Genomic DNA, 20441 nt, shown 5'->3' with positions numbered 1-20441 from the left:
TTAAGTTTAATAAGTATTTGCAATTTCGTACTTACGTTTTGTACTTTTATACGTTTTTATCAATTTCTATATTTATTGAATAATTATTAATTCAATTGTCAATCATCCTAGTACAAGTTATTAGGAGGATAATTATGTTTTATTTATTAACTTCAAACAAAGTGGAAAGAAACAATGATATTTATACAGTTGGATGTGAATTGATAAAAAAGTTGATTTAATTTTAGATTGTCAAAACCCAGAAATTTTAAATTCAATTTTTTTAGATTCAGATATAGAAAGTGAAATTTATAATAACAAAGTTAAAGAACCTATTGTTTAATTCACAAAATAAAAACTAGATTATATTTTATAATCTAGTTTTTATTTTGATTTTTTTATTTTTATGATATGATTTAAATGTTTAAATAAATTTACGAGGAGGGTACAATGAAAATTTTTAGCATATATTTTCTAATCATATCATGCATATCATTTTTACTTATGTACATAGACAAACAAAAAGCAATTAAGCGTGAATGGAGAATTCCTGAATCTACTCTTATGACTCTATCTTTAATTGGAGGAGCAGTAGGTACATATCTAGGAATGTATACATTTAGACATAAAACAAAGCATACTAAATTCACTATAGGAGTTCCTATTTGTATAGTAATTAATATATTTTCATACTATTTTTTAACTTGATATAACTAAGTTTCATAGTTTACCCACATTTTTTAGTAAATGTAATTTAATTAAGCGCAAAAAGGATGTCTTAAAATAATTAAGACATCCTTTTTGCTTTATCCAAATAAGCTTAGTAATATTCCTGCCGCTACAGCAGAACCTATTACACCTGCAACATTAGGACCCATAGCATACATAAGTAAGAAATTACTTGGATTTTCTTCTTGACCTACCTTATGAGCAACCCTTGCTGCCATAGGTACTGCAGATACTCCAGCTGCTCCTATAAGAGGGTTAACTTTATCTTTTGTAAATTTATTCATAAGCTTAGCGCAAAGTAATCCCGATCCTGTACCTATACTAAATGCAATTATTCCAAGTGCAAATATCTTTATAGTTTGTGCGCTTAAGAAAACTTGTGCTTCCGCTGATGCTCCAACCGATAATCCTAAAAATATTGTAACTATATTCATTAAAGCATTAGTTGCCGTATCTGAAAGTCTATCAGTAACTGTACACTCTTTAAGTAAATTACCAAACATTAGTAGTCCTATTAATGTAGCTGCTGATGGTAATAATAATGATACTACTATAGTAACTACTATAGGAAATATAATTTTAACTTTTTTAGATACTGGCTTTGATTGTTTCATTATTATATTTCTTTCTTCCTTAGTTGTTAAAGCTCTCATTATAGGTGGCTGTATTATTGGAACTAAAGCCATATACGAATAAGCTGCAACAGCTATAGGAGCTAATAGATGAGGTGCTAATTTTGTTGTTAAATAAATTGCAGTTGGACCATCTGCTCCACCTATAATTCCTGTAGAAGCTGCTTCTGGTCCTGTGAAACCTAAAGCTAGTGCACCTATAAATGTAAAAAATATTCCAAACTGTGCTGCAGCACCTAATAGTATACTCTTTGGATTAGATATCATTGGTCCAAAGTCCGTCATTGCTCCAACTCCTAAGAATATTAAAGGTGGGAATATACCCAGTTTACATCCTTGGTATAGGTAGTAAAGCAACCCTCCCGGAGTCTTAGTTGCAATTGATCCATTTATTGATTCTTGTGTAAGTGAAACATCATTTATAGATGAAATTGGTGTATTCATAGCACCTGCTAATGGAAGATTTGTAAGTAACATACCAAAAGCTATAGGCACTAATAATAACGGTTCAAATCCTTTTGCTATTGCTAAATATAATAATACACAGGCGATTAATATCATTACAATTTGTCGCCAATCCATATTAACAATACCCATTGATTGAATAAAATTATTAATAACTTCTCCCACGGGTAAGTCCCCCTTTTAAAAATTTGTAATTATTTAACCTATAGTTATTAAAGCATCCCCTGCGCTTACAGATGCTCCTTTTGATACATCAACTGACTTAACTGTACCATCAGAACTTGCCATTATTTCATTTTCCATTTTCATAGCTTCAAGTATTAATAATACTTGCCCTTTTTTAACACTATCTCCAACTTTTACACGTACATCATTTATTGTTCCTGGCATAGGTGCTGATATAGTTCCTCCTCCAGCAGATGGCGCATTTTGAGTTTGCTTAGGTTGCGCTTTTGGTGCTGCTTGTGGCTGCACTTGTTGAGTTGCTACTTGTGGTCTTTGCACAGATGCCTGACTGCCTAGCTCTTCAACCTCTACTTCGTATGTATTTCCATTTACAGTTATATTATATTTTTTATCATCGTAAACTCCCCCTGTTTTACTTTGTAATATTTTTAGGCATTCTTTCCCAACTTGATTTATTATTATTAGTTCTTTGTATTTTTCTAACTATTATATTATTTGTACTATTTCCTGTAGCTGCTGCAATTGATGCAGTTATAACTGAAACTAACTCTTCTATATTTTCATTACTACTTTTATTTTCAATTGAAGCTTCTTGAATTGATTCTACGTTAGCTACGGTTTTTTGTTTTTCAGTTCTATCTACTTGCAATATTTTTATTATAATAGATATTATAACTAAAACTATAAAAACTACTGCCATTGAAAGAATAGCTACACAAACACCTGCTAAAAGTTTTTCTCCTATTGAAATTGAAGCTGAAGGGTCCTTCAAAGCTTCTAATAATTGGCTAATATTCATAATTTACCACCTTCCTATAAAGGTATATTTCCATGTTTTTTAGGAGGTCTCTCTTCTCGCTTAGATGCTAATGTATCAATAGCATCTGCGATTCTTATTCTAGAAAGTGAAGGCTCTATCACATCATCTATATATCCTCTTTCAGCCGCCTTATATGGAGTTGCAAATTCATCTGTATATTCTTTTATTTTTATGTCTCTCATTTCTTTTGGATCTTTAGCATTTTTAATATCATTTTTAAATATTATATTGGCAGCTCCACTAGGTCCCATTACTGCAACTTCTGCTGTTGGCCAAGCAAATACCATATCAGCTCCTAAATCTTTAGAACACATTGCAAGATATGATCCACCATAAGCTTTTCTAGTTATTAATGTAATTTTAGGAACTGTAGCTTCACTATATGCGTAAAGCATTTTAGCCCCATGTCGTATTATCCCTCCATATTCTTGAGATGTTCCTGGTAAAAAGCCTGGTACGTCAACTAAACTAAGTATAGGTATATTAAATGCATCACAAGTTCTTATAAATCTTGATGATTTATCAGATGCATTTATATCAAGTGATCCAGCCATAATTTTTGGTTGATTTGCAATTATTCCTATACTTTCACCATTTATTCTTGCAAAACCTGTTATTATATTTTGAGCAAAGAATGGTTGAACTTCATAAAAATCACCATCGTCTATTATTTCATATATAATTTCTTTCATATCATATGGTTTGTTTGAACCATCTGGTATTATACTATTTAAAACATCATTTTTTCTATTCGGATCGTCTTGGCATTCTAATATAGGTGCTTTTTCAGAGTTATTAGAAGGTAAAAATGATAATAATTTTCTTATTTGAACTATACAATCTTCATCATTTGAAGCTATAAAGTGAGCAACTCCAGAAGTTGTGTTATGAGTTGATGCTCCTCCTAATTCTTCAGCTGTTACTTCTTCTCCTGTAACAGTTTTGATAACTTGAGGTCCCGTTATAAACATTTGACTAGTTCTATCTACCATATATACAAAGTCTGTTAATGCTGGAGAATAAACAGCTCCTCCTGCACAAGGCCCCATTATTGCAGAAATTTGTGGAACTACACCTGATGCAATTGTGTTTTTATAAAATATTTCTCCATAGCCTGCAAGTGCATCAACAGCTTCCTGAATTCTAGCTCCTCCTGAATCATTAAGTCCAACAACTGGTGCCCCTAACTTTAAAGCAGTATCCATAACTTTTCCAATTTTTTTTGCATGCATTTCTCCTAATGACCCGCCAAGCACAGTAAAGTCTTGTGCGAATGCACAAACTAATCTTCCTTCAACTTTACCATATCCAGTAACTACACCTTCTCCTGGTATCTCTTTATTTTCCATTCCAAAGTTTGTACATCTATGCTTTACAAATGCATCTAATTCAACAAATGTATTTTCATCGAATAATTGATTTAATCTTTCTCTTGCAGTTAATTTGCCTGATGAATGTTGTTTATCTATTCTTTTTTGTCCCCCGCCTTGTTCTATTTTATGTCTTTTTCATAAAGTAAATTTAACTTTTCTTGTGACACAAAATCACCCCCAAATTTTTGTTATATTTATATTCTTTCACTTAGTTCTAATAAAACCCCATCTGTGCCTTTTGGGTGGCAAAATGCTATTTTAGCATTTCCAGCTCCATATCTTGGTTTTTCATCTATCATTTTATATCCCTTAGCCTTAACTTCTTCTATGGCTTTTTCTATATTATCAACTCTAACTGCAACGTGTTGTATTCCTCCACGTCCTCCATTTTTTGCTATAAATTTAGCTATTGGTCCATCTTCTGTTGTAGATTCTAATAGTTCAAGTTCTGTATCTCCAACTGGTAAAAAAGCTACTTTAACCTTTTGATCTTCAACAATTTCTGTTCCTTCACATTTTAATCCCAATACATCTTCATAAAACTTCAAAGTTTCCTCCAAATTATTAACTGCTATTCCAACATGATCAACTCTTAATATATCCATAACTACTCCCCCTTGCTATTTAGTAACTTTTTCAAATAACATATTGCTTATAGAGTATGGGTCAATTTCTTTGCTTATAGTTTTTAATAACAATTCATCGACCTCTTTTGTATACTCTAAATCTTTAACTAAACTAGATACTTTTTTCTGAACTAATTCCTTAACTTCAATTCTATTTCTTTCTAGTCTTTTTTCGTTTAATTTATTGCTTTCTTCTAAAAACTTTCTATGTTTCAATATATTTTCATAAACTTTATCTACACCATCACCAGTTTCAGCAATAGCCAAACTTACAGGTGGTCTAAATTCCCAATCTTTTTTAAAGTCTAGCATCATTTCTATCTCTAAAGATGTTTTCTTTGCTCCATCTTTATCTGCCTTATTTATTGCAAATACATCTGCAATTTCCATAACTCCAGCCTTTATTGCCTGTATATCGTCTCCTAACCCCGGTACCATGACAATAAGAGTTGTATCTGCAGTTTTAACTATATCTATTTCTGATTGCCCAACCCCTACAGTTTCTATAAATATATAATCGCAGCCATAAGCATCTAAAACTTTTATAGCTGCTTGAGTTGCATTCGACAATCCACCTAGACTCCCTCTAGTTCCCATGGATCTTATAAATACATCTTTATCTGTATTTAAGTCATTCATTCTGATTCTATCCCCAAGTATAGCTCCTTTTGTAAAAGGACTTGTTGGGTCTATTGCTATAATTCCTACTTTTTTACCCTCTTTTCTTATAAGTTTAACTAACTTATCAGTTAAAGTAGATTTCCCAGCACCAGGAGGACCTGTTATTCCTATAACATAGGCCCTTCCAGTGTATTTATATATGTCTTTTAAAGCATCTTCATATCCAGGCTGCTCATTTTCTACAATAGTGATAAGTCTAGCACAATCCCTTTTTTTACCTTCTAGCACCCTATTCACTATATCTTTCATATTTATCTCCTTTTTTAAGCTAATGCTCTTTTAAGATTTTCTCTAATAAAATCTATAGTCATTGAAGTTGGCGTTCCTGGAGTAAATATCTCTGCAATTCCTTTTTCTTTTAAATACGGAATATCATCTTCAGGAATTACGCCTCCGCCTATTACTAATATATCTTCAGCTTCTTCTTCATGTAATAATTCTACAACCTTTGGTAGTAAGTGGTTATGAGCTCCTGATAATATACTCATTGCAACAACATCAACGTCTTCTTGTATAGCTGCTGCTACAATTTGTTCTGGAGTTTGTCTAAGCCCTGTATATATAACCTCCATACCAGCATCTCTTAATGCTCTTGCTATTACTTTAGCCCCTCTATCATGTCCATCTAATCCTGGCTTTGCAACTAATACTCTTATTGGTCTCATATCAATATACCCCCCTATATCATAACCGTTTGTTTATATTCGCCAAACTCTTCTCTCATAACGCCACAAACTTCTCCTAATGTAGCATACTCTCTAACTGCTTCTAGTATATATGGCATTACATTTTCATCAGAGTTACAAGCTTTTCTAAGTGCTTCTAAAGCTTGTTTAACTTTTTCACTATCTCTTCTTTCTTTAAGTTCTTTTATCTTTTCTTTTTGTCTTTCTCCAACCATTGGGTCAACTTTTAATAGACCTTTTGGAGCTTGTTCTTCTATTTGGAATTTGTTAACTCCAACTATAATTCTATCGTTATTTTCGATCTCTTTTTGATATCTATATGCACTATCCATTATTTCTTGTTGTATGAATCCTTTTTCTATAGCTTGTGGTGCTCCACCTAATTCATCTATTTTTTCTATTAATCTTAATGCTTCTTCTTCTATTTGATTAGTTAAACTTTCTATATAATAAGAACCTGCTAGTGGATCTATACTATCTGCTACTCCACTTTCGTGTGCTACGATTTGTTGTGTTCTAAGTGCTACTCTTACTGAATCTTCTGTTGGAAGTGCTAGTGCTTCGTCTTTTGAATTTGTGTGTAATGATTGAGTACCTCCAAGTACTGCTGCTAATGTTTGAATTGCCACTCTGACTATGTTGTTTTCAGGTTGTTGTGCTGTAAGTGTACAACCTGCTGTTTGAGTATGGAACTTAAGTGCCCATGATTTTGGATTAGTCGCTTTGAATCTTTCTTTCATAACTTTTGCCCATATTCTTCTTGCTGCTCTAAATTTTGCAACCTCTTCTAATAAGTTGTTGTGTGCATTAAAGAAGAATGATAGTCTAGGGGCAAAGTCGTCTACATTTAACCCTGCTTGTATTGCCGAATTTACATATGCTATACCATCAGCTAATGTAAAGGCTACTTCTTGAACCGCATTTGATCCTGCTTCTCTTATATGATAACCTGATATACTTATTGTGTTCCATTTAGGCACTTCTTTTGAACAATATTCAAATATATCAGTGATTAATCTCATGGATGGTTTTACCGGGAATATATATGTTCCTCTTGCTACATATTCTTTTAATATATCATTTTGTATCGTACCTCTTAATTTGTCAGCTGAAACTCCTTGCTTTTCAGCAACTGCTATGTACATTGCTAAAAGCACTGATGCTGGTGCATTTATAGTCATTGATGTTGATACCTTATCTAAAGGTATTCCATCAAATAATATTTCCATATCCGCTAATGAATCTATACAAACTCCAACCTTTCCAACTTCTCCCTCTGATATTGCATCATCTGAGTCATATCCCATTTGAGTCGGAAGGTCAAATGCCACTGAAAGCCCCATAGATCCTTGATCTATTAGATATTTATATCTTTGATTTGATTCTTCTGCTGTTGCAAATCCAGCATACATTCTCATAGTCCAGAATTTTCCTCTATACATTGTAGGTTGAACTCCCCTTGTATATGGATACTGTCCTGGATATCCTAGATCATTTTCATAATCAACTTCTGCATCCAATGGTGTATATAGTCTTTTCATCTCTTGCCCTGTGTCAAACTCAAATTTTTCTTTTCTTTCTGGGAATCTAGCTATAGACTTATTAACTTTGTCTTCTTCCCATTTATTAAAGCTCTCTTGAATTTGTTCCTTGTTTTTCGTCATATGAACTCCCCCTATTCTTTATCTCTAATCACTTATGATTTTTTAGAGATTATATACATTAAATTTTAATATAAATTTTTAATAAATACCCCTTCACTAAAATTATTACATACCTTCACCTAAGATTGCAATCGTTTTTATGCAGGTTTTATTTCATTATTGAATGGAGCTTTAAAATTTGAAATTTTCAAAATTCAATCTTTCATACTGTTAAATTTTAGTTATTAAAATATAGATAAATTCAATCAATTTATATATATTTTAATTGAATTTATCTATTTGCAATGCAACTGTTACTTATTTTTCTTCATTATTATAAGAAAAAATTTTTAATATTTATTTAATCATACTTCCATCATTTAGAAATTTTTCATGCCAAGATAAAGATTCTTCTAAAATATGTGGTGTATGTTTATATTTACCATCGCAAGCTCTATTAAAATAATCATATAAAGCATCTTTATAGTTAGGATGTGCACAGTTTTTTATTATTTCTTCTGCTCTTTCTTTTGGAGATAAACCTCTTAAGTCTGCTACTCCTTGTTCCGTTACAATTACCATTACATCATGTTCTGTATGATCATGGTGTGATACCATAGGAACTATACTCGATATATTACCATTTTTTGCTATTGACTCTGTTGTAAAAATAGTTAAGTATCCATTTCTAGCAAAATCTCCTGATCCACCAATTCCATTCATCATTCTACTACCCATTATATTAGTTGAATTAACATTTCCATATATATCTACTTCTATTGCAGTATTTATGGCTATTACCCCTAATCTTCTCGCAACTTCAGGGCTATTGCTTATCTCTTGAGGTCTAAGAATCAACTTATCTTTATATTTACTAAAATTCATATAAAAATTATCTAACCTTTCTGGAGATATAGTTAATGATGTTCCTGATGCAAATTTTACTTTTCCACGTTCAATTAAATCTATTACACTATCTTGTATTACTTCTGAATATACTACTAGGTCCTCAAATTCAGATTCTACTAATCCTCCAAGAATTGCATTTGCTACACTTCCAACTCCAGACTGAAGAGGTAGTAAATTTTTAGGAAGTCTATTAGCTTCTACTTCTTTTTCTAGAAAACCTATAAGGTTTTTAGCCATTTTTTCTGATACTGAATCAATAGGTGCAACAGGTCTTGTTTTATCTTTTATATCTGTATATACTATTGCTGCTATTTTATCTTTATTACACATAATATATGGAGTTCCTATTTTATCATTAGCTTTTACTAATGGAATTGGTTTCCTATTTGGAGGAACTTCTACATTATACACATCATGTATTCCCTCTAACTCTATTGGCTGAGATGTGTTTATTTCTATTATTACCTTGTCTGCACACTCTATAAATACATTTGAATTTCCTATTGATGTCGAAGGAATTATATATCCTTCTTCTGTTATGGCAACTGCTTCTACTAAAGCTATATCAATTTTCCCAAAGAATCCATATTTTACCCATTGTGGAGTGTGACTTAAATGCATATCTGAATAATTTATTTCTGAATTGTTTATAGAGTTTCTACAACTTGAATTTGTCTGATAAGGATATCTTCTTTTTATAACTCCAGATTCACTTAAAGCTCCATCTAGTTCAGGGCCTACAGATGCTCCCGTTATAAGTGTGATACCTATATCTTCTCCATTTTTCACCCTATCAGCTAAAGCTAGCGGTACTGCTTTGGGATATCCTGCAGGCGTAAATCCGCTAGTTCCTACAACCATATCATCTTCGAATAACTTAGCAGCTTCTTGCGCACTCATTACTCTATTTTTTAATTCATCACATCTTAATCTTTTATCCATAAGTTTCCCTCCTAGCATATTTATTTTTAATCTAAATAACTACATCGGTAATTTATGAAGTATTATAGTGAAAATAACCATTCCTAAAAGTGCAAATGGATATGTTGCTCCATAGCCTGCAGCCGGTTCATCGCTACCTAAAGCCTCTACAGCAGCTCCTAGTCCAGGTGTTGATGTCATACCTCCACATATAGCTCCAGATAACATTGGCCAGTTGATTTTTAGTATATATTTACCTAAGAAGAATCCAACTAACATCCCTACAGTTCCTACTATCACTGATATAACTCCTAAGTATGCTCCAGCTCCTACTAATGCATCTACAGCTTTATATCCATATCTTAGGCCTACTATAGCTAAGAAGAACACTAACGCAACATCTCTTATCACACCTAATACCTTTGAATCCATTCTAAAACTTATATTTCCAATCTTACCTATATATCCTAAAACTAATGCTCCTATTAAAACTCCGCCTGTTGACCCTAAACTAAAATAACCTATAATGGTAAGTATATATTTATATTTCCAATTATATATCCGAATGTACACGCCATTACAAATCCTAAAATATCAAATTTACTTTCTTTTATTTCTTTTGCTGAGTTACTTGATTTTTTTGCATCTTCTAATTCTTTTTTATATTGTAATTTTTCTTTTTCTACGTCTATTTTAAATATTGTTGGGAAGAAATTTACAGCCAATATAACTATTAGAACTCCAAAAGGATACCCTATTGCATGACCTGCTCCAATACTAGCTTCTGCATTTACTATATACTGTTGTTTTATATTATCAGTTAAATGAAAAGTAGCTAAGTCTTTTGGTATGTCTTTTACTCCTGCCATTTTCAGGAATTTTTCTTTTTCTACTAGGTTCATACTATTAAATTCTTCTACTCTTTGAGTTGCATGACCTCTAGCTGTTTCTATTGCCGCTGCAAGTCCTGGTGAACTTGTAAGTGCTCCAGTATATACACCTGATATTTCATATGGATTAGAATCATCGCTGAATAATGTTGCTCCATATGTTGCTGCAGCACTCGTAAATGTTACTATCATGCCAAGTATCACAAACTTCAGTCCATATTTTTTTAATACTATCCCCATATCTTTTGCTGCTAATAATCCTACTGCACAAACAAATAAAATTAAGAATATATCAAAAAAATCACTAGATACTACCCCTACTGATAATAATTCTTGTGCAGACTTAAATGCTTGAGAACCTTCAGGTACATTTGCTGCGTATTTAAAAGCCCCCCATCCGATTATAAGTCCTGTAAATAATGCTCCTGATATACCAAACCTAAATTTTCCAAATTTAAGTTTTCCAAATATAAGGCCTGTTACAATAACTAAAAACATCAGCATAAATTGGCTTAAAAATACATCTGCAAAACTAAAACTCATGTGCATTCCCCCTATTAATTTTTTTAAAACCCCTGAAAGTTAAGTAGATATGATATGATGTAATATAATCTGATTTGATTTAATTAAAAATTTCTTATCAAATAGAAAATGTATTGTCTTTAAGAATATTTTATATAACTATTTAATAAATGTATAATACATAGTTTGTTATATATTAATAACAAATTTATTATATAATCTAGGATGGTGATTTTATTAAATGGAACTCCTTCATCTTAAATATTTTCAAACAGTTGCAAAAACTCAACATATGACTAATGCAGCTAAAAAGCTACACATTGTCCAACCTGCTTTAAGTAGAATTATTAATTCATTAGAAAAGGAAATTGGAGTTGATTTATTTGATAGGAATGGTAAAAATATAAGTTTAAATTCAAACGGAGAAATGTTTTTAAAAACTGTTAATGAATCACTTTCAGTTTTAGAAAATGGAGTTAAGGAACTTCTAGATACTAATAACCAATCGAAGCCTGAGATAAAACTTTTAGTTCTAGCTGGTTCTAATACCTTACCTAATTTAATTTTAAACTTCAAAAAAATCCATCCAGACACTACGTTTAAACTACTTCAGCATGCTGATGGTGAAATTGATTATAAAAACTTTGATTTTTGTATATCATCTACATTAGATGAGGTTCATGATCCATTTTCTATAACCTTATTAGAAGAAGAATTATTTATAGGTATGCCTAGCAACCATCCTCTTGCTACTAAAAACGCTATATTTTTAGAAGAAATTTCAGATGAAAATTTTATAAGCTTTCAGTCCAATAAACCTTTTAGAACTATATCTTATTCTCTTTGTAAGTATGCAGGTTTTAATCCTACTATAGTATTTGAAAGTGATGTACCTTCAATAGTTAAACAATTAATTAGCGCTGGTCTTGGTATAAGTTTTATACCTGAAATATCATGGGATATTCATGAAGATGATTCCTTAAAACTACTTAGAGTTATAGACCCAATTTGTAAAAGATACATAAATATTTCTTGGCATCCTGATAATTATATTAGTAAATATGCAAAAGAATTCCGAGATTTTGCAGTTGAATACTACTCTATGTTATAATTTATTAAAGCCTATTTAAAATAATTTAAATTCAACTAAATTAGGCTAACAATACTCTATTTTATAAGGTGGAATCATGTTTAAAAATTTAACTAAAAAAGAAATACTCGATTTGTTTAAAGATTCTAAATATACAATAAAAAATTATAATAAAGAAGATATAATAGCCCTTGAAGGTCATTCTTGTAATTCTATAGGTTTGATTTTAGACGGCGGCGTTGATATTAAAAGATTTTTACCTGGTGATAAAATTATTTTAATGTCATCTTTTCAAAAGGAAATTTATTTGGTGAGGTCATAACTTTTTCAGATATAAATATATATCCAGCTACAGTTGTATCTAATTCAAAAACTGAAGTAATGTTTATTGATAAATATGACTTTATAGACTTTTGTTCTAACCACAAAAACATATTAATATCATTTTTAAATGACATTACAAATAAAATTGTAGAACTTAATAAAACAGTTAAAACTATTTCTTTTGTAAGCATCAGACAAAAAATTGTAAGTTTCTTATTAGATGAATATAACTTACAAAATACCAATTTTATAAAAATGCCTAAAACTAAAACTAAATTAGCAGAAACTTTAGGTGTTCCTAGACCTTCCTTGTCTAGAGAGTTCATAAATATGAAAATGATAATCTAATTGACTATACTAATGATTATGTAAAATTGCTTGATATAGAAAAACTGAGAAATATAATAACAGAGTAGGAAATCCTACTCTGTTATTTTAATAAATTTGATATTTTCATAGATACATAATCAAACATTGAGTCTATATTTCCATTATTTTTTCCTGCACCTTGGGCTAAAACTTTACTTCCGCCACCCTTACCATCTACTAACTTTATAGAATCTTTTAATAACTCATTCATATTAAGCTTATCTATTCCTTTTGATGTAGAAAATATAAAATTAACTTTATCTTCATTTTTAACTGCCATTAAAGCTATTGTCTTTTCATTTTCAACTAATTTTGAAACAATTTTTGATACATATTTTATATTTTCGTTTTCGTATGTTTTTTAATTAAAGATATATCTCCTATTTTTTCGCCTAAATCTATCATTTCTTTAACTTGATATCTTGCTATTTCACTTTCTATCTTTTTATTGTATTGTAATGTATCTTCTAAATTTTTATGTAAGTTCTTAATTCCATTAATAGCATCTTTATCTCCACACTTTAAATATCTACATATATCACTTAAGCAATTATCCCTATCCATACTATACTCAATGGCTCTTTTACCTGCTAAATACTCTATTCTAGTAGCATTTCTACATTTTTCAAATCTTTTTATTTTTATCATTCTAAGAGATAATGTTGATCTTGGATGTACACCACAACATGCATTTATATCTAAGTCCCCTATTTTTACAACTCTTATTTGTTCATTAGTTTTAGGCAAATCTCTTCTTAATCCCATTTTCTTTAATTCTTTTTTATCTGGAGTTAAAAATTCTGCACATATATCTCTATTTATAATTTCATTTGCAAAGTTTTCAGCCTCTCTAATTTGTTCTTCAGTTAAAAAACCTTGTATATCTACAGTGCTAAAATCTTGTCCTAAATGAAAACCTACTGTATTTGCATTAAATAACTTGAAAAAACATCCAGATAGAACATGCTGCCCAAAATGTTGATTCATACCATCTTCTCTTTTTTCCCAATCTATACTGCATTTTACCTTATGTACTTTTATAGGCTTGGTTTTTGTTACATGAAATACCAATCCATCCTCTTCATATACATCTATTACTTTGTGATTATCAATTTTTCCAGTATCACAAAACTGACCTCCTCCTCCAGGGAAAAATGCAGTTTTATCTAATTGAATATGAAAATTAGAATCTTTTTCTTTTATATCAATAATTTCTGCTGTAAATTCTTTTATATACTGATCTGTGTAATATAATTTTTCCATTTTATACTCCTTTTTCATTTGATATATACAAGTATAAACTAAAATCCACATTTATATCAATGTGGATTTTTACAATTTAACTTATTCAATTCCTAATATCTTAATACCTTCCTTATCACATTTTATATGAAGTGGAAAATCTGGACCTCTTTCTCCATCTATATCTGTAACTATATTTTCTTTGCAATCTATATACAAATCATCTGTTTTAAAATATATAATTTCATTATATTTATCTATAGGTGCTCCTTTTATAATATCTAAAAGAAGTGGTATAGTCTTAGGTATTGGCATTGCCTTAAAAATTATTACATCTAAATATCCATCATCTAACATAGCATAATGTGCTAAGTTTATATTTCCTGCAGTCCTTCCGTTTAAAATTAAAATCAAGTACATGTCACCTTCGTATTCTAACTCTTTTGACTTAACATGTACACTAAACTTTCTTAGACGAAGTGCATCTTCTATACCTTTTATTATATATGATACTCTACCTATAGAATTTTTTAAATTTTCATCTACTCTTTGTGAAACATCTGTAAACATACCTGAACTTGCAATATTTACAAAGTAATCTTCATTAATAATTCCTAGATCTATATTTGTAGGTTTTGAATTAATTATCTTATCTATTGCTAAATTTATGTCTAATGGTATCTTAAGTACATTTGCAAAATCATTCGCAGTTCCTGTAGGAAGTATTGCAATTGGCAAATCTATATTATTTTTTCATGAAGTTTACAAGTCTGTCTATACTTCCATCGCCTCCAGCAACTAAAATATACTCATAATTATCATTAATATCTTCTAATCCTCTTTCCATAGTATTATTTTTAGATACTCTATATGGCACAACTGTATATCCATTATCCTGAAATTTAGATATTATATTGTCTAACTTGTACACTATTTTTTTATCACCAGAGTTTGGATTGTATATAAACTTAATTTTTTTCATCTACATCACCACTTTTCAATTATGTATATAATAAGTTCTATATCTATTTTAATATTATGTTTACTTATAAGCAATTATATTATAAAAATATATTTATATTAAATTTTTTATTTCATTTTATTTTATAGTATGTACACATACTGTTATTATATTTTTAAATTCCTATATAATACAAAAACTGTTATAATAGTTTAGTAATTAAAATAACTATAAGGGTGATAAAATGAACTTAATTACATTAGAAAATATAACAAAGAGTTACTCTGAAAAAGTACTAGTTAACAATATATCATTAGGAATAAATGATGGAGAAAAAATAGGCCTTATAGGTGTCAATGGTACTGGTAAATCTACTTTACTTAAAATAATATCAGGTGCAGAAGAACCTGATAGTGGTACTTTAACTAAACCTAATAAAGTTAGGATAGAATACCTTCCTCAAAATCCATATTATGATGAAAATGCTACCGTTCTTGAGCAAGTTTTTAAGGGAACATCTAATGAAATGAAACTACTTCGAGATTATCAAAGTATATTAGACAACTTAAATGAGAGCTTTAATGAGGATTTAAATAATGATTTAATAAAATTACAAGAAAAAATCGATGCTCTTAATCTTTGGGACCTTGAGAGCGAAGCAAAATCAGTTTTAACAAAGCTTGGTATTAGTAATTTTAATCAAAAAATTGCTGAATTATCTGGAGGTCAAAGAAAAAGAATATCACTTGCGTCAGCACTTATAACACCTTGTGAGCTATTAATTTTAGACGAGCCTACAAACCATTTAGATAATGATACTATAGATTGGCTAGAAGAATATTTAAATAACAAAAACTTATCATTACTTATGATAACTCATGATAGGTATTTTTTAGATAGAGTCACAAATAGAATAGTTGAACTTGATAAGGGTAGACTTTTTAGTTATGATGGAAATTATTCTGCATTTCTTGAGAAAAAAATAGAAAGATTAGCTCTAGAATCTAGTATGGAACAAAAAAGACAAAGCTTAATAAGAACTGAACTTGCTTGGGTTAGACGAGGTGCTCGTGCTCGTACAACTAAACAAAAAGCTAGACTCCAACGATTTGATGACCTTGTTAATACTGAAGTTTTATCAAAAAATGAAAATCTTGAAATAACTACTGCATCAAGTAGACTTGGTAAAAAAATTATAGAAATTCATAATATATCTAAATCATTTGGAGAAAGAAAATTAATCACCAATTTAGAGTATGCAATTGCTAGAACTGATAGAATTGGAATAATAGGTAAAAACGGTATAGGTAAATCAACTTTAATAAACATATTAAATGGTAAGTTAAATCCAGACTCTGGTCATATAGAAATTGGTGAAACAGTAAAAATCGGATGTTTCTCTCAAGATGATGCTCATATGAATTTAGAAATGCGTGCTATAGACTATGTTAAAGAAGTCAGTGATTACATAGAAACTTCTGATGGTCAAAAGATAACTGCATCTCAACTATGTGAAAGATTTTTATTTGACGGAACTATGCAATATACACTTATCAAAAAACTTTCAGGTGGAGAAAGACGTAGACTTCACCTTTTAAGAACCTTAATGTCTGCACCTAATGTACTTCTTTTAGATGAGCCTACAAACGACTTAGACATAGAAACTTTAAATAGACTTGAAGATTATTTAGATGAGTTTCCAGGCGTAGTCATATGTGTTTCTCATGATAGATATTTCCTAGATAGAATATGTAATAAAATATTTGCATATAGCGGAAATGGTGCAATAGATATTTTTACTGGTAACTATAGTGACTATCTGATATTTAAAGAAAGTCAACCTGACGAAATTGAAATTGTTGAAGAAAAACCTAAAACGAAGTAAAAAAGAAAAACCTAAAAATAATAAAATTAAAAATTCACATTTAATGAACAAAGAGAATTTGATAATATAGATGATGATATATCTTCTCTTGAAAATAAAATTCAATCTATTGATGATAATTTAGATAAATATTCAACTGATTTTACTAAGTTACAAGAAATGCTTTATGAAAAGTCAAAATTAGAAAAAGAACTTGAGTTTAAATATGAAAGATGGGAATATTTAAATAATCTAGCTGAAGAAATTGAAAATAATAAAAATACAAATTAAAAAAATGACCTTTTAAAAGGTCATTTTTAATTTATAGTTATCTTTTAATCTTCAGATATATAGAAACTGTCAAAAATATAATCTATAATACCTCTATATTCATCAACTAAAAATTCATCCACATCTATTTTAAATTCATATATACCCTTATATCCAGAAGTAATTAATGTGTAGTTTATAGTTCCTTGAATAGACTTACTTACTATTATTTTTCCATTTTTATAATTTCTAATCTCATCTATATTTGACATATTTTTTATAACAGAATCAATAGAAACTAAATCAATACAACCATCTGGTATTTCTATTAAAAATCCATGTGTTTTTATATTATAAAAACCAAAATCCTCATCTTTTTCTATAGTTATAGTATCAAAGCATTTATCATCTATAGTGTTTAACTTTTCAAAATGTGTTGGTATTTCTACTCCATATCCAAGTTTACTTTTTATTTTATCATATGTTAAATTTTTTACTACTTTTTCGCATTCTCGCTCTTCTTTTCTAATTTTTCGCAAGTAATACAAAGACTTTTTAAATCCTTCTTCATATGATTTTAAAAAATATTCTTTAGCCTCTGTGTATTCCCCATTCTCTAAGAAATCTATTGCTTTTTCATAATTATTAGACAAGAACATCCCCCCAAACTAAATTTTATTTCTTATTAATATTTTAATATATTTTATGCTTCTATTCTTGTTAAAATTCTATCATTATTTTATTGCTATTTTGGAAATTTTTAAATAATTCATTTTTTTTATTGACAATATTCATTTTTTTTATTACGATAATATAAAATAAATATTAAAAAATTCTGTGAAAAAGAGAGTAACTCTAAATGGATTTTCAGCGAACTAGGGTTGGTGTGAGCCTAGTAATGAAGTTTATTGTGAAGAGAGCTTTTGAGAATATAGTTTGAAACTAAGTATGACTATAGGTTTTCTCGCCTTAAGAGATTAAGTGGATAGAATGATTTTTTATTTCTATCAACCAGAGTGGTACCGCGGAAATTTTCGTCTCTTGGCTTTTGCCAAGGGACTTTTTTAATTTAAAATAAATGCATTTATAAAAACGTTTTAATATAAAATTCAAAAGGAGATATTATTTTATGGAGAAGAAAATTAGCTTTTATAACAAACCTACATCGAATAGTTTTATTAAGTTTTTAATCCCATCATTATTAGGATTAATATTATTTGTAGTACCTCTTCCATATGGGAGTATGGTACAAATTGAAGGAATTTCTTCAATAAACATAGGAATTGGATTTTTAGCTGAATTAATAAAAATATCATTTTCTAATTATTTAGATTATATAGCACTTATAGTAATTGTTTTCTCAGCACTTTTATCTATATTAAGTAAATTTGTGAACATTAAAAATGATTTTCTGAAAAGTATACTAGATGTTCCTTTATTTTGGTTATCTTTTAGAGTATTAGGTGCTATATTTGTATCTATGACAGTTTTAGGGTTTGGACCTGAATTTGTTAAGTCTGAAGTTACTGGACAAACAATTTTAGGAATTTTGCCTAGCCTTTTAGCAATTTTCTTAGTTTCTGGGTTTTTATTACCTTTAGTTGTAGACTTTGGTCTTATGGATTTTGTGGGAACTTTAATTTCTAAATTTATGTATAATATATTTAAAGTTCCTGGCCGTTCTGCTGTAGATGCTATATCGTCTTGGTTGGGTGATGGTACTCTTGGTATTATGATAACAAATACCCAATATAAACAAGGGTTTTATACTGCAAAAGAAGCTTGTATAATATCTGTTTGTTTTTCATTAGTATCTTTACCTTTCTCAACAGTTATAGCTGATCAGTTAGGATTAATGAGCTTGTTTGTTCCTTTTTACGGTTGTGTTTGTGTTGCTTCTTTAGCATGTGCTATTATAATGCCTCGTATATACCCTTTAGCTCATATTAAAGATAAAACTTATAACAATGTAGACCATTTAAAAGAGGACCTTATTCCAGCAAATGAGAATGTATTTTCATTTGCTTTATCTAAGGCTTTAAATAGAGCTGAAAATGCACCGTCTTTAAATCTAATCATTAAAAATGGATTTAAAACTGTTGTAGATATGTACTTAGCTTTACTTCCTCTTGTAATGGCATGGGGGACCATTGCGCTTATAGTAGCTGAGTTTACACCTATATTTACTTGGATATCATTCCCTGTAGTATTTTTACTTAAGTTACTTCAAATACCTAATGCCGTAGAAGCTGCACCAGCTGTATTAGTTGGATTTGCTGATATGTTTTTACCTTCTATAATGGTATCAGGTGATCACTTTGATATATTAACGAAATTTATAATAGGAGCGCTATCTATAACGCAACTTCTATACTTAACAGAAACAGGTGCAGTTATATTAAAATCAGATATTCCATTAAATTTAAAAGATTTATTTATTATATTTTTGACAAGAACTTTAATAGCTTTACCAATTATAACGATATTAGCTAAGTTAATATTAAAGTAATAGTAAATCTTAGATGGTCAAATAGACCATCTTTTTTAATTTCAATTTTAATCAATATTATGTCGACATAAGCAAAGTATTTTTTTTATTTGTCATATACTTGATTACTTTGGTTATAATTACTATATAAGTATAATTTTTAATATATTTTAATTTTAATATTGACTATTTGAACTAAAAACATTATAATTTAAATTTGTTAGAATTCTTACTTTCGGAGGTGAATATTATATTGAGAAACATCCTTAATATATTTAAAAAAGATTTAAAAGACATATTTACAAATTATGCTATGCTTATAGTTGTAATCGCACTTTGTATTTTACCTTCTTTATATGCATGGTTTAATATAAAGGCATCTTGGGATCCATATGGTAGTACTAGTAACATATCTGTAGCTATCGTAAACAACGATAAAGGGACTACTGTAAGGGACAAAGAAATAAATATCGGTGATGAACTTGTAAAAAACCTAAGAGATAACTCTGATTTAGGTTGGAAATTTGTTAATAAAGACAACGCTTTAAAGGGTGTTAAAGATGGTAAATATTATGCATCTATTGAAATACCTGCAAATTTCTCAAAAGATTTAACTTCTCTGATATCATCTGATGTAAAAAAGGTGAATTAATTTACTCTGTAAATGAGAAGATAAATGCTATTGCTCCAAAAATTACGGATAAAGGAGCATCTACTATACAATTACAAATAAATCAAACTGTAGTTGAAACAGTAAGTCAAGTTTTATTT

At 29.5% G+C, this 20441-nt stretch carries 23 protein-coding genes, 1 pseudogene and 1 other annotated feature; of the genes and pseudogenes, 8 read left to right on the top strand and 16 right to left on the bottom strand.

The genetic code is table 11. The features are described from left to right. Positions 1-429: 429 nt before the first annotated feature. Positions 430-687: a DUF1294 domain-containing protein gene (locus LEQ07_RS09095; protein ID WP_046822799.1), complete on the top strand. Its 258-nt coding sequence runs from the start codon at positions 430-432 to the stop codon at positions 685-687. Positions 688-785: 98 nt separating this feature from the next. Here LEQ07_RS09095 and LEQ07_RS09090 read toward each other — a convergent pair whose 3' ends face one another. The 11 genes from LEQ07_RS09090 to LEQ07_RS09040 all read right to left on the bottom strand — a co-directional run bounded on the left by LEQ07_RS09090 (position 786) and on the right by LEQ07_RS09040 (position 11083). Continuing rightward, positions 786-1937: a sodium ion-translocating decarboxylase subunit beta gene (locus LEQ07_RS09090; protein ID WP_046822806.1), complete on the bottom strand. Its 1152-nt coding sequence runs from the start codon at positions 1935-1937 to the stop codon at positions 786-788. Between the two features lie 66 nt (positions 1938-2003). Further along, positions 2004-2309, bottom strand: a complete 306-nt coding sequence (locus LEQ07_RS09085; protein WP_332843060.1) for a biotin/lipoyl-containing protein — start codon at positions 2307-2309, stop codon at positions 2004-2006. A 94-nt stretch (positions 2310-2403) separates the two neighbouring features. Then, on the bottom strand, positions 2404-2790 hold the full coding sequence (locus LEQ07_RS09080; RefSeq protein WP_046822800.1) for an OadG family transporter subunit: 387 nt from the start codon (positions 2788-2790) through the stop codon (positions 2404-2406). Positions 2791-2804: 14 nt separating this feature from the next. After that, positions 2805-4307 (bottom strand): methylmalonyl-CoA decarboxylase subunit alpha, encoded by a 1503-nt coding sequence (gene mmdA, locus LEQ07_RS09075; RefSeq protein WP_263330355.1) that lies wholly within the window; start codon positions 4305-4307, stop codon positions 2805-2807. 71 nt (positions 4308-4378) lie between these two features. Continuing rightward, entirely contained in the window at positions 4379-4789 is a 411-nt protein-coding gene (mce, locus tag LEQ07_RS09070; RefSeq protein WP_046822802.1) for a methylmalonyl-CoA epimerase, read from the bottom strand. A 15-nt stretch (positions 4790-4804) separates the two neighbouring features. Continuing rightward, positions 4805-5740 carry a methylmalonyl Co-A mutase-associated GTPase MeaB gene (gene meaB / locus LEQ07_RS09065; protein ID WP_046822803.1) on the bottom strand — a complete coding sequence of 312 codons (936 nt, stop codon included), beginning with the start codon at positions 5738-5740 and terminating at the stop codon, positions 4805-4807. Positions 5741-5754: 14 nt separating this feature from the next. Next, positions 5755-6156 (bottom strand): cobalamin B12-binding domain-containing protein, encoded by a 402-nt coding sequence (locus LEQ07_RS09060; protein ID WP_046822804.1) that lies wholly within the window; start codon positions 6154-6156, stop codon positions 5755-5757. 14 nt (positions 6157-6170) lie between these two features. Continuing rightward, positions 6171-7841 carry an acyl-CoA mutase large subunit family protein gene (locus LEQ07_RS09055; RefSeq protein ID WP_046822805.1) on the bottom strand — a complete coding sequence of 557 codons (1671 nt, stop codon included), beginning with the start codon at positions 7839-7841 and terminating at the stop codon, positions 6171-6173. Between the two features lie 336 nt (positions 7842-8177). Then, the gene (locus tag LEQ07_RS09050) at positions 8178-9671 is read right to left on the bottom strand and encodes an acetyl-CoA hydrolase/transferase family protein (protein ID WP_046824026.1); all 1494 of its coding nucleotides are present in this window, start codon (positions 9669-9671) and stop codon (positions 8178-8180) included. A 39-nt stretch (positions 9672-9710) separates the two neighbouring features. Further along, positions 9711-10223 (bottom strand): hypothetical protein, encoded by a 513-nt coding sequence (locus LEQ07_RS09045; protein WP_263330308.1) that lies wholly within the window; start codon positions 10221-10223, stop codon positions 9711-9713. Further along, positions 10172-11083, bottom strand: coding sequence for a hypothetical protein (locus tag LEQ07_RS09040; protein ID WP_263330307.1), 912 nt, complete (start codon positions 11081-11083; stop codon positions 10172-10174). The genes LEQ07_RS09045 and LEQ07_RS09040 overlap by 52 nt, the downstream gene beginning before the upstream one ends. Before the next feature lie 220 nt (positions 11084-11303). Between LEQ07_RS09040 and LEQ07_RS09035 the strand changes: the two genes are divergently transcribed. From LEQ07_RS09035 to LEQ07_RS09025, 3 genes are all read left to right on the top strand, one after another. Then, positions 11304-12173: a LysR family transcriptional regulator gene (locus LEQ07_RS09035; RefSeq protein ID WP_046824028.1), complete on the top strand. Its 870-nt coding sequence runs from the start codon at positions 11304-11306 to the stop codon at positions 12171-12173. A gap of 76 nt (positions 12174-12249) precedes the next feature. After that, the gene (locus LEQ07_RS09030) at positions 12250-12474 is read left to right on the top strand and encodes a hypothetical protein (protein ID WP_263330306.1); all 225 of its coding nucleotides are present in this window, start codon (positions 12250-12252) and stop codon (positions 12472-12474) included. A gap of 59 nt (positions 12475-12533) precedes the next feature. After that, positions 12534-12824, top strand: coding sequence for a hypothetical protein (locus LEQ07_RS09025; protein ID WP_263330305.1), 291 nt, complete (start codon positions 12534-12536; stop codon positions 12822-12824). A gap of 82 nt (positions 12825-12906) precedes the next feature. Here the strand turns inward: LEQ07_RS09025 and LEQ07_RS21215 are convergent, their stop codons facing one another. From LEQ07_RS21215 to LEQ07_RS21210, 4 genes are all read right to left on the bottom strand, one after another. Then, complete coding sequence (locus LEQ07_RS21215; RefSeq protein ID WP_442952414.1) at positions 12907-13125, bottom strand: DHHA1 domain-containing protein; 219 nt, start codon at positions 13123-13125, stop codon at positions 12907-12909. Between the two features lie 56 nt (positions 13126-13181). After that, the gene (locus LEQ07_RS09020) at positions 13182-14108 is read right to left on the bottom strand and encodes an alanyl-tRNA editing protein (protein WP_332843059.1); all 927 of its coding nucleotides are present in this window, start codon (positions 14106-14108) and stop codon (positions 13182-13184) included. Positions 14109-14189: 81 nt separating this feature from the next. Continuing rightward, positions 14190-14825, bottom strand: a complete 636-nt coding sequence (locus LEQ07_RS09015) for a YegS/Rv2252/BmrU family lipid kinase (protein ID WP_332843058.1) — start codon at positions 14823-14825, stop codon at positions 14190-14192. A gap of 7 nt (positions 14826-14832) precedes the next feature. Further along, positions 14833-15069 carry a diacylglycerol kinase family protein gene (locus tag LEQ07_RS21210; protein ID WP_332843057.1) on the bottom strand — a complete coding sequence of 79 codons (237 nt, stop codon included), beginning with the start codon at positions 15067-15069 and terminating at the stop codon, positions 14833-14835. 223 nt (positions 15070-15292) lie between these two features. On the opposite strand from LEQ07_RS21210, the gene LEQ07_RS09010 reads away from it, so the two are divergent. Together LEQ07_RS09010 and LEQ07_RS21205 are read left to right on the top strand one after the other, a co-directional pair. Next, positions 15293-16933, top strand: coding sequence for an ABC-F family ATP-binding cassette domain-containing protein (locus tag LEQ07_RS09010; RefSeq protein ID WP_332843056.1), 1641 nt, complete (start codon positions 15293-15295; stop codon positions 16931-16933). A 42-nt stretch (positions 16934-16975) separates the two neighbouring features. After that, positions 16976-17203, top strand: a pseudogene (locus LEQ07_RS21205) (ABC transporter C-terminal domain-containing protein); the annotation flags it as partial. Positions 17204-17247: 44 nt separating this feature from the next. Here LEQ07_RS21205 and LEQ07_RS09005 read toward each other — a convergent pair. Then, positions 17248-17835 carry a hypothetical protein gene (locus LEQ07_RS09005; RefSeq protein ID WP_263330304.1) on the bottom strand — a complete coding sequence of 196 codons (588 nt, stop codon included), beginning with the start codon at positions 17833-17835 and terminating at the stop codon, positions 17248-17250. 175 nt (positions 17836-18010) lie between these two features. Beyond that, positions 18011-18227: a binding site (T-box leader), on the top strand. 84 nt (positions 18228-18311) lie between these two features. Between LEQ07_RS09005 and LEQ07_RS09000 the strand changes: the two genes are divergently transcribed. Beyond that, positions 18312-19691, top strand: a complete 1380-nt coding sequence (locus tag LEQ07_RS09000) for a YjiH family protein (protein WP_226896718.1) — start codon at positions 18312-18314, stop codon at positions 19689-19691. A gap of 232 nt (positions 19692-19923) precedes the next feature. Continuing rightward, on the top strand, positions 19924-20322 hold the full coding sequence (locus tag LEQ07_RS08995) for a YhgE/Pip domain-containing protein (RefSeq protein WP_263330303.1): 399 nt from the start codon (positions 19924-19926) through the stop codon (positions 20320-20322). The last annotated feature ends 119 nt before the right edge of the window (positions 20323-20441 follow it).

It is taken from the genome of Paraclostridium sp. AKS73, assembly GCF_025671395.1.
Taxonomy (GTDB): Bacteria; Bacillota; Clostridia; order Peptostreptococcales; family Peptostreptococcaceae; genus Paraclostridium; species Paraclostridium benzoelyticum.
Note: the sequence above shows the minus strand (reverse complement) of the source record. Positions and strands in the feature narration are given on the sequence as shown.